9 protein-coding genes are annotated in these 9,601 nt (G+C 43.4%); 5 read left to right on the top strand and 4 right to left on the bottom strand.

What is annotated here, in order from left to right:
* From QZZ43_RS09275 to QZZ43_RS09265, 3 genes are all read left to right on the top strand, one after another.
* On the top strand, positions 1-1,278 hold a 1,278-nt coding region (locus QZZ43_RS09275; RefSeq protein WP_291858209.1), incomplete at its 5' end, for a polysaccharide biosynthesis C-terminal domain-containing protein.
* The gene (locus QZZ43_RS09270; RefSeq protein WP_291858207.1) at positions 1,278-2,639 is read left to right on the top strand and encodes an O-antigen ligase family protein; all 1,362 of its coding nucleotides are present in this window, start codon (positions 1,278-1,280) and stop codon (positions 2,637-2,639) included. The genes QZZ43_RS09275 and QZZ43_RS09270, both read left to right, overlap by 1 nt.
* Positions 2,640-2,728: 89 nt before the next feature.
* Complete coding sequence (locus QZZ43_RS09265) at positions 2,729-3,652, top strand: glycosyltransferase (protein WP_291858205.1); 924 nt, start codon at positions 2,729-2,731, stop codon at positions 3,650-3,652.
* 59 nt (positions 3,653-3,711) lie between these two features.
* Here QZZ43_RS09265 and QZZ43_RS09260 read toward each other — a convergent pair whose 3' ends face one another.
* A complete protein-coding gene (locus QZZ43_RS09260) occupies positions 3,712-4,077 on the bottom strand; it encodes a hypothetical protein (RefSeq protein ID WP_291858203.1) in 366 nt (121 codons plus the stop codon).
* A gap of 408 nt (positions 4,078-4,485) precedes the next feature.
* On the opposite strand from QZZ43_RS09260, the gene QZZ43_RS09255 reads away from it, so the two are divergent.
* Complete coding sequence (locus QZZ43_RS09255) at positions 4,486-5,700, top strand: NAD(P)/FAD-dependent oxidoreductase (protein WP_291858200.1); 1,215 nt, start codon at positions 4,486-4,488, stop codon at positions 5,698-5,700.
* An 8-nt stretch (positions 5,701-5,708) separates the two neighbouring features.
* Here QZZ43_RS09255 and QZZ43_RS09250 read toward each other — a convergent pair whose 3' ends face one another.
* Positions 5,709-5,948 (bottom strand): hypothetical protein, encoded by a 240-nt coding sequence (locus QZZ43_RS09250; protein ID WP_291858198.1) that lies wholly within the window; start codon positions 5,946-5,948, stop codon positions 5,709-5,711.
* A gap of 17 nt (positions 5,949-5,965) precedes the next feature.
* Entirely contained in the window at positions 5,966-7,051 is a 1,086-nt protein-coding gene (locus QZZ43_RS09245) for a 5-aminoimidazole-4-carboxamide ribonucleotide transformylase (protein ID WP_291858196.1), read from the bottom strand.
* A 298-nt stretch (positions 7,052-7,349) separates the two neighbouring features.
* Here QZZ43_RS09245 and QZZ43_RS09240 point away from each other — a divergent pair, with 298 nt between their 5' ends.
* Positions 7,350-7,898, top strand: a complete 549-nt coding sequence (locus tag QZZ43_RS09240) for an NlpC/P60 family protein (RefSeq protein WP_291858195.1) — start codon at positions 7,350-7,352, stop codon at positions 7,896-7,898.
* Here the strand turns inward: QZZ43_RS09240 and QZZ43_RS09235 are convergent.
* A complete protein-coding gene (locus tag QZZ43_RS09235) occupies positions 7,895-9,439 on the bottom strand; it encodes an AbgT family transporter (RefSeq protein WP_291858193.1) in 1,545 nt (514 codons plus the stop codon). The two genes, QZZ43_RS09240 and QZZ43_RS09235, sit on opposite strands and share 4 nt — an antisense overlap.
* Positions 9,440-9,601: the final 162 nt, after the last annotated feature.

Here is a 9,601-nt window from a genome sequence, read left to right as displayed (position 1 = left end):
TCGGTGGGGCTAGAGTCGGCCAGTGGATTCTACTATTTCAAGGCTGATGACAAGCAAAAAGGGGATGTCCTTTCCACTGTTTTCTTTCTTCGGCTGTTTTCATTTCTCGCGCTTATCCCGGTGCTTTTTTTTCAGGAAACATTATCGAACCTTTTGTTTGGTACGCCTGATCACGGGTTCCTGATTGTGCTTCTTTGTCTGCTGGTGCCTGTCAACCTGCTGATGAGTGAGCAATCGCATCTTTTCCGGTATTTTCGTCAGCCCTGGCGCTACAATCTGATTACAGTGATTAAGTCGCTGGCAAATATTGGCCTGGGTATTACGCTGGTGATAATGTTGAAACATGGTGTAGAAGGAGCAATGTGGGCAAGAGTAGGCAGTAGTTTGCTGGTGGTTATTCTGGCTTTTGGCATTTTTAATTATCGAAAGTATAGTTTCCATTTCTCCTTCAGTTGGGCCCGGCAATTGCTGAAATACGGATTTCCACTGATATGGGCCGGCCTTGCTGCGTGGATTTACAACAGCAGCGACCGATTCTTCTTGCTTTATTATCAGGATTTAAATGAGGTGGGGCTTTATTCTATCGGAGCCATCTTTTCTCAGCCGGTATTGCTTATAAATATGGCTGTTCAGATGAGTTTCGGGGTTCTTTTTTTTCAATCATTTTATGCCGAAAAGGATATAAATAAGCCTCGTACCCGGAAAATGGCTGTTGACATCTATGTGTTGTATCTGGCTGGAAGTGTCATTCTGGCCACCGGGTTGTCTGTCTTTGCCGATGTTTTGATTCCGTTTGTTGCTACTCCCGATTATGCTGATGGAGCTCTGGTGGTTCCTTTTCTGGTGTTTTCCTATATAGCGGCTCAATCTTATCAAACCATGGGCCCTGGAATTTCTTTGGCTGAAAAAACCTGGCATTTTGCGTGGATCACGGGTGTCACAGCTATCCTGAATATAGGGCTCAATTTTTTATTGGTACCCCGATGGGGATTTATTGGTGCCGGCGTGGCGACTCTGATTTCTTTTGTGGTTTACTGGCAGATAAAAGTAAACGTGGCAGCACGTTATTTTCCTCTGGCTTATCCTTTCTTCAGGATTATGCTGTATTTTTTGGTTGGCCTTGGCATTTCTTTATGGGTGACATTCTGGCCCGGTTCTGCCGGATGGGGAATAAGAATATTGGCCGTGGGAATCGTAACCACTACAGCATTTTTGCTTAAATTGCTGCATTGGGGTGACTTGTCAGCTGTTTTTGAAAAGTTAAAATCACATCATTAATGAGTTTGTATTTACTGATATTGATGCTTCTTGCTTTTGTCGGCGTTGGTCTGCTGGTAGTCCGGCGCTGGCCTGATCATCTTTTCTGGATTGTGATTGTACTTTTGTTTGATCCCACCGGTCACCTGACTGTATTTTTTGGCAAAGAGGCCCTGAGTGGGTTTTATTATCGGGATTTTCTGTTTGCGTTGGCATTTACACCTTTTTTAGCTCCGGGGATTAATAAAAAGGAGTTGCTCAGTTTTAAGCCATTTTGGGTTCTTTTGGGTGTGCAGATTCTTTTTTTGCTCTACCATGTTTTTATTTTTGGTTATTGGCAGCCTGGCCGGGGATGGGGTTATGTTTTTCGCTATTTGCTTATTCGTGAACGGATGACGGTATTTGGATTTCTTCTGATAATCCCTGTATTCATGATGGCCCGCCGAAGGTTGTCAGTTTTTGTAGATGTATTGGTGGTTACCTCTCTGATTGTTTATCTGTTGTATTTTATTTCAGTGATTTCCGGAGTAGAGTTGTTGCCCCTTTGGCAGGCAGAACGATATCGGGGAACAGGAATCTTGCGGTATCTGATGTTTAGCTCAGGACTTTCTGATATATTGGTTCCGCTCTCATTTTTTATTCTTGCACGCAAAACTGATTACCGCTACAGAAATTTTCTTTTCATTGCAACTTTGCTGATGCTCCTGGCGGTGATGCTATCGTTGACAAAAAGCAGTTATATCAATGTGGTCGGTTTGGCAGTGGCCTCGCTGTTTCTGTATTATCGGTTTTACAGAACTTCTTTTCAGGGGCTGATGGCAATGCTGCTGGGACCGGGGTTGGCGCTTTTGTTTCTGATGTGGGTTGTTTTTCCAGAATATCCCCGTTTGGTATGGCGGCAGGTGGCAGACCTGTGGCTTTTCATTTCCGGAGATGCCTACACCAGTGGCGTAATTGAGGGACGATTGGTTAATCAGTGGCCTGCTCATCTGGCGCTCATCAATCAGCGACCGTGGTTTGGTACGGGAGCCGGTTTTTCCGATTTTTTTTCAATGCGGTTTCATCCTTCCGATTATGAAGTGACGGACTTACCGGTAACGGGGCATTTGGCCATGTATGGGGTGGTGGGACTTGGAATATACAGTTTGCTTTATTTTCAGATGTGGCGATATTTGGTTGTTACTTACCGGATGGTGAAGGCACGGATTCAAAACGCGAATGATTTGGATGTCGCATTTTTCTTTGTCGTCTTTGCATGGATGGTCAAAACCTTCTTTTTTAAACCCAATTATCTGTTTAATGAATTAACTACCGGTACTTTGCTGATAAATCTTTATGCCGGAATTTTGGCGGCTTTGATTTACAGGCTTCGGAAACTGTAGTGTCTTTGAACAAGGCGTGGCAATAAGATTACAAAAACTGCGACAAATCAGGGCTTCATCAGACAAAAAATCTGAAAACTTTCATTTTTATGAATAAAAAGATTGTCATACAGCTGGTTTTTTATCACGATGCTCCTTTTTTGGAGGGGTTGGCTAAGTCGTTGGAGAACCAGACGTTTTCCGATTTTCATGTTCTGGCTATTGACAACGGGGAACCACAGGAATGCGGCAAGATATTCAAAGAGTTGTATCCCGATGTTGAAGTGATATCCGGAAAAGGGAATATTGGGTTTGGACGCGCACATAATCTTTTATTGGAACGAACCCTGGAATTGGGTGCACCTTACGTTTTAATTCTGAATACTGATGTGGAATTGCATAAGGATTTCCTTAAGAACCTGTATCTCCACATGTCCCGGTTTCCGGGGGTAGATGCTTCCGGGCCATTAATCTATGAAGGTGCCAGAAATAAACGTTCCCGTGTTGTCCAGAATTTCAGGCTTAATATGAATTTTCTCACAGCCCGGAAAAACGCACCCGACTCCGGATTAAAACTCCACTCCTGTAAGCAACTACCCATTTCTGCCGATGTGGATTATCTCTCAGGCGTGGCCTTGATGTTGAGAACTGAAATATTTAGTGAGATGCATCTGTGGAACGAGAAATTGTTTCTGTATGGCGAGGAACGGGACTTCTTTTTTCGCTTTTCTCAGCAAAAGCGGTTGGCCATGGTTACCCGAAAAGCAATCTGCTGGCATTATCATGACTGGACCCGGCCTGATAAGAAAAGTGTTTGTCGCGAGTATTTCTATTTGAGAAGAAATAAGGTTTTGTATTTTAAGGAGTACGGATTTCGGGCAGGGCTGATTAAGTTTTTGCTTCAGGAAACATTGCGTAGCCCATTCACATTAATTTGGGCCATTCGAAAAAAAAATCCCAGCCTGTTTTACTATTACTGGCTGGGAATCTTGCATGGTCTTAAAAACCGAACCGGACGGAATCCGGATATTTAATAGGTCTGGCCTGCTTTATTCATGAATTATCGGAATAGATTATTTGTGAATAATGCAGGCTAGAATTCCGGTTTTTTATCATCTCTGATTCGGTCATTTATAAATCTTCTAACAAAGAATATCAGAACAATCAGAGACGTTACCATCATGATGAGGACTCTTATCAAAGCCGGGGTATCGCCTCTCTCAAGGGAGCCGGTTAGCGGAAATACAAGTCCGGCCAGGATGAGAAAAGTAAGCACCATTACCGCATTGGAGATTCCTTTTCGATAGTTTCTCACACCTTTGTTGAGCACCAGTATAAATGCTCCAAAAATAACCGGAATAAGTGCTGTTGGTGAAGGCGATTCGGGCCATAAATATGACCAGATACCAAAAACCATGAGAATAATTCCATGTATGAGGCTCATAGTGTGTAGTTTCATAAGAATCTGTTTTTATGGTTAATTGTTTTTATCCGGGTAAATAATCTTAACGTATTTTTTGGTCTGATGTTCAAATGATTTCAATTTATAAAAAATTCCATTACCAGCCGGAGAAAATGGTAAAAGATATCAATCTGTTTTAGGATAACTGTTTTGCGAAATCAATGTATTGAAACTCATATTCACTTCCCTTATATGCCTTATATGGGTCCAGTTTTTTTATGTGGGTGATATGGTTCAGGAAATAAAAAATAGACTTTGTCCCTTTTAATTAGAATGTTAACTTTACTATCAGAAAAAGCACATTGCTGTTACGGGAAATAATATGTAAAGTGCTTTTCGGAGGGTGGCAGTCTGAGCGTTGCTGCCCTCTTTTTGTTTATTTTTGAAGTTCTAAAGAAAATATTCATGCGAATTGCAATCATAGGAGGGGGAGCGGCCGGATTTTTTGCTGCACTGAGTGCCAGGGAAAGATATCCTGATGCCCGGGTCACTATTTTTGAAAAGTCCGGGAAAGTATTGGCGAAAGTAAAAATTTCCGGTGGGGGACGGTGTAATTTAACCAATGCTGCTCCGGAAATTTCTGATTTAATAAAAGCTTATCCCCGGGGCGGAAACAGTCTGAAGAAACTTTTTCATGAGTTCAGTAATATGGATGCCATGAAGTGGTTCGAAGCGCACGGTGTCCCCCTGGTGGTCCAGGACGATGATTGTGTGTTTCCTGCAGCTCAGGATTCACAGGTTGTTATTAATTGTTTTCTGAGAGAAGCCCAACGCCTCGGAGTGGATGTCCGAACTTTCTGCGGAGTGTCCGCGCTGGTGCCTTCAAATGGCAAATGGAAACTGATGTTTCAGGGGCACGATCGGAACATTGAAGATTACGATAAAGTGATTGTTACAACGGGTGGCTCTTCTCGAGAGGAAGGATTTGACTGGCTTAAAAAACTTGGGCACAGAATTGAAGTGCCCATACCCTCGTTGTTCACTTTTAATATGCCCGATGAACCGGTCACCCGCTTGATGGGTGTAGTGGTCGATGATGTGAAGGTCAGTGTTGAAAGTAGTCGATTGAACGCTGAAGGACCGTTGCTTATTACTCACTGGGGGATGAGTGGCCCGGCAATCTTAAAATTATCTTCTTTTGCTGCCCGGCATTTGCACCAACTTAATTATGAATTTAATATCTATGTCAACTGGCTTGGGAATTCCGATCATGGGGAAGTGACAAAAACGCTGGAAGAAATTGCATTGAAACACTCTAAAAAACTGATGACCAATTTCCGGCCATTTTCTTTAACCGAACGCTTGTGGGCGTTTCTGATTGAAAGGTGTGGGATAATAGTCAATAAGAAGTGGGGCGAGTCAGGCAAAAAAGACCTTAATAAACTGGTGGAAGTACTGACTCACGACAAATATACGGTACGTGGGAAATCAACTTTTCGCGATGAGTTTGTCACCTGTGGTGGGGTATCGCTCAAAGACGTTGACATGAAGACCATGCAAAGCAAGGTGACTCCCAATCTTTATTTCGCGGGCGAGGTGCTTGATATCGACGCCATTACAGGCGGCTTTAATTTACAGGCTGCCTGGACAACCGGGTATATCGCCGGTCATCTCAGGTAGCTGTCTGATTATTTTATCTGGTAAACTCCGTTTTCTCCTTTGGCAATAGCCTCCTCAATCGAGGTGAGCTCAGCGATGGCATCTTCTTTGGTTTTGAATTCACCCAGAACAACCTGATTGCTTTGGAATAACGAGGAATTGGCAAATTGACCTACCAGATCGAACTTGTTTTTACTACCGATATTTCTCTCAACCGTGATGCGGATGACTTTTACGAGTTGTTTTTTGCATTGTGTCCTGATCCACATAAGTAAGATGTTTTAGTTTAATGATGAAACAACCGGACTCCGATATTAATAAATGTAATGCCGTGTTTTTTCGCGGTATCCATTATTTCCTGGTCGCGGATGGAACCAACCGGCGAAGCAATGTATTGAATTCCGTATTTGGCAGCCAGTTCAATGTTGTCTTTCTGCGGGAAAAAGCCGTCAGAAATTAAGCAGGAACCTTCGAGTTCGTTAAGAACTACTTTATCACCAAAAACAGCTTCTCTTTTTTGTTCGATAAGCTGGTCCAGTTCGGTGCGCTTCAGCCCTTCATGTTGGTCAAGAAATGAATAGTCCAATATCATCTTCTGATACCACACATTGGCTTTGTTTAGTGCCAGTCGGCTGCAGAGAATTCTGGATTGCTGACCCGACCCGATACCAATCACCTGTCCTTTGTTAACCACACAAATGGAGTTGGACTGGGTATATTTTAAGGTGAGAATGCCCAGTTTGATGTCTGCGGCAATCTGCTCCGTTACAGGCTTCGATTCTGTGCGAACATCCTGAAGTAAGGCATTGTTAACCTGAAGCTGATTGCGCTTTTGACGTATGGTAATGCCAAAAACTTCTCTGGATTCTATCTCTTCGGGCTCGTAGTTCCTATCAATGCTGAAAATTACATAGCCTCCTTTTTTCTTCGATTTAAGTATTTCCAGTGCTTCAGCAGAGAATTCCGGGGCAATTACGCCATCCGAAACTTCAGATTTAATCATTTTTGCGGTCGCTGCATCCACGGTGTCGCTCAATGCAATGAAATCCCCAAACGAGGCCAAACGGTCTGCTCCGCGTGCTTTTGCATACGCAGATGCCAGAGGAGATGGTTCTGCTTTTGTCAGATAAACTTGTTTTTCAGACTCGGTTAAACTACCTGCCATTGCCATTCCTGAAGGAGTCACGTGTTTAAAGGAGGTTGCGGCCGGTTTGCCGAGAGTTTGGGAAGCTTCCCTGACCAGTTGCCAGGAGTTAAGTGCATCCAGTACATTGATAACACTTGGGTTGCCATTCAAAATTTTAAAAGAGTCCGAATTGTCAATGACTTCAGCAAAATCCTGATATGGATTCATTCCATATTTGAGTTTCATGATAAGATGGTTTTATGGTTAAATATTTTTGTTTGGTCTTTGTTTGTTTATGACCCGTCATTTTCTTGCAGGTAATTGATGTATCGTTGCTTTGTAATGGGGAGCAGGGTCTTAGCTCTCCGTGATAAAAAGTCTTTCGTATTTCCGTTTGGACTTTATTATCGTATTATTGTTTGATGCGACAAAGGTAAAAAAATATTACCGGGGTAAGGGAGACAATTCTGGTTGAAGCCCAGGGAGCAATTTTTAACTTTGTGGCACAATAGATGTTATACTGAAAGTGTCTGATTCTGAGAATATGAAAAATCGAATATTTGTTTTGCTGATTACTGTTTTGCCACTTTTCTCTTCATGTGCAGAGAAGTCTTACCCTGTTTCCTCTTCCGAAATGGAGGAGGTTCGCGGAAGCAACAGAGAGTTAAAAAAGTTTATTGCGGGAGGTGTTGAAAAAAAACTTAATACAGGGAATGTCACTCCCTCTGGTCTTATTCGTACCGGCCGGAAATACATTGGTGTGCCCCATTGTATGGGAGGTACAACATCAAGATGTATGGACTGCTCCGGCCTGCTTGTCAGGATTTTCAATACGCATGGAATTAAACTACCACACAATTCCGAAGCTCAGGCCAGGTACGGGGAAATTATATTCAACAAACAGGGTTTGCAAAAAGGCGACCTGGTGTTTTTTATCCGCACTTACCGTACCTCTCACTATATTACGCACTCAGGGATTTATATTGGCGACAATCAGTTTTTGCATGCCTCATCCAGCCAGGGAGTAACCATTACTTCGCTGGATAACTCCTGGTGGAAGGATAAGTTTGTTTTTGGAACCAGAGTTTTTTAAAGATATATTCCCTCTCCTACGCCAATGGGCAAGTCCAGCCAAAACCAAATAAAAAGAAGTCCCAGCCACATCAGGAACAATACTATTGCATAGGGCAATAACAGTGAAATAACTGTACCAATGCCCACTTTCTTATCGTATTGACGAATCCAGCCTATCAATAACGGGAAATAAACATAAAGCGGGCTGATAGAGTTGGTGATGCTGTCTCCCACCCGATACATCAGCTGAACAAATGCCGGTGTGAAACCCAGTTGTGCGAGCATAGGAATGAAAACCGGGGCAAATATGGCCCATTTCGCCGAGCCACTTCCAATAAAAATATTGATAAGCGCCACCAGCGTCATGTAGAGCGTGAACATAAACACACCTGTCAGTCCGGTTGATTGCAGAAAGTCTGCTCCATGGATGGCAAGGATGGTGTCGAGCCGAGACCAGTTGAAAAGGTTTATGAATTGCGCAACCACCAGCATCAAAACGATGTACCCCGAAAGATCCTTCATTCCCTCGCCCATGTATTTTATTATGTCATCGGGATGTTTGATGCTTCCGGTGGCTTTGCCGTAATAATATCCGGGAATGGCGAAAAGGAAAAAGAGGATGGGAACCAATCCGCGCAGAAACGGAGATGGAACGATGCCTCCTGTTTCCTGATTCCTGAGCGGCCCCCAGGAAGGAATGGTTATCAGGGAAACTAAGGCAATAATCAGGAGAGCTGCATATCCTGCATGTTTCAGGCCTTTTCGTTCTTCAGGGGTAAGTGAGTGTGATTCGGAAACATCAATGTTGCTTTGGTCACCCATCGAGAACCGCCTGGTTCTGGGGATGGTATAACGTGTGACGACAAATGCGCCTCCAAGCCCCAATAAAATGGTGGAGACAATCATGAAATACCAGTTGGCTGTTGCACTTACTTCTCCTATTCCAGGGATTTTGGAGGTTACCTCCGTGCTGATCCCGGCCAACAAAACATCGGTTCCGGCAATGAAAAAGTTGGCAGTGAAACCGGCTGTGGCTCCTGCATATCCGGCTATCAGCCCGGCAATGGGGTGTAGACCCATCTGACTGAAAATTAGGGCTGCAATTGGCGGCACAATAACGACTCCTGCATCGGAACCGATGTTTCCACAAGCCCCAATGATAAATATTACGGGAAGAACTACTTTTCGGGGAACCGAAAAAGCCAGGTTTCGCATTACGACTGAAAGCAATCCGCTTTTCTCGGCAACCGAAACACCCATAAGCATTACCAGCACGAGTCCTAACGGTGCAAAATGGGCAAAATTGGTCACCATCTCCTGAAGAAATCGACGCAACCCGTCGCCCGAAAGCAGGTTTTGCACTTTTATGACTACTCCTGTGGCCGGGTCAGTGGCCTGAACTCCCAATAGGGAGGTGATAAAGCTGATGAAAACAATAAAAATAGTTATCCAAACAAACATCCAGAAGGGATGCGGCAGTTTGTTTCCCATTTTCTCTATCCAATCAAGAAAGCTGCTGCTTTTTTCTTTAGAATTTCCGATTTTGCCTTTGTTCCCCATGCTCTTTTTTTTATTCGTCAATATTTAAATTCCGCGCCCTAAAAGGGGTTAACGCTTTTTTTTGACTTCCACCCTGATGTTCCAGATTCCGAAAAATTCCAGAAGAATCAGTTTCGGAAGAGATAGGTATGACTTAAAATTTAATCAATATGATTACGAAAT

Origin of the sequence: Marinilabilia sp. (assembly GCF_016278715.1) — a bacterium.
Classification (GTDB): Bacteria; Bacteroidota; Bacteroidia; order Bacteroidales; family Marinilabiliaceae; genus Marinilabilia.
This window is presented reverse-complemented; position numbering and strand designations above follow the sequence as displayed.

What these genes read in the sequence shown, in the direction of transcription:
- QZZ43_RS09270 (WP_291858207.1), top strand. Translation starts at nt 1,278, where the DNA reads ATGAGTTTGTATTTACTGATATTGATGCTTCTTGCTTTTGTCGGCGTT.
- QZZ43_RS09265 (WP_291858205.1), top strand. Translation starts at nt 2,729, where the DNA reads ATGAATAAAAAGATTGTCATACAGCTGGTTTTTTATCACGATGCTCCT.
- QZZ43_RS09260 (WP_291858203.1), bottom strand. Translation starts at nt 4,077, where the DNA reads ATGAAACTACACACTATGAGCCTCATACATGGAATTATTCTCATGGTT.
- QZZ43_RS09255 (WP_291858200.1), top strand. Translation starts at nt 4,486, where the DNA reads ATGCGAATTGCAATCATAGGAGGGGGAGCGGCCGGATTTTTTGCTGCA.
- QZZ43_RS09250 (WP_291858198.1), bottom strand. Translation starts at nt 5,948, where the DNA reads ATGTGGATCAGGACACAATGCAAAAAACAACTCGTAAAAGTCATCCGC.
- QZZ43_RS09245 (WP_291858196.1), bottom strand. Translation starts at nt 7,051, where the DNA reads ATGAAACTCAAATATGGAATGAATCCATATCAGGATTTTGCTGAAGTC.
- QZZ43_RS09240 (WP_291858195.1), top strand. Translation starts at nt 7,350, where the DNA reads ATGAAAAATCGAATATTTGTTTTGCTGATTACTGTTTTGCCACTTTTC.
- QZZ43_RS09235 (WP_291858193.1), bottom strand. Translation starts at nt 9,439, where the DNA reads ATGGGGAACAAAGGCAAAATCGGAAATTCTAAAGAAAAAAGCAGCAGC.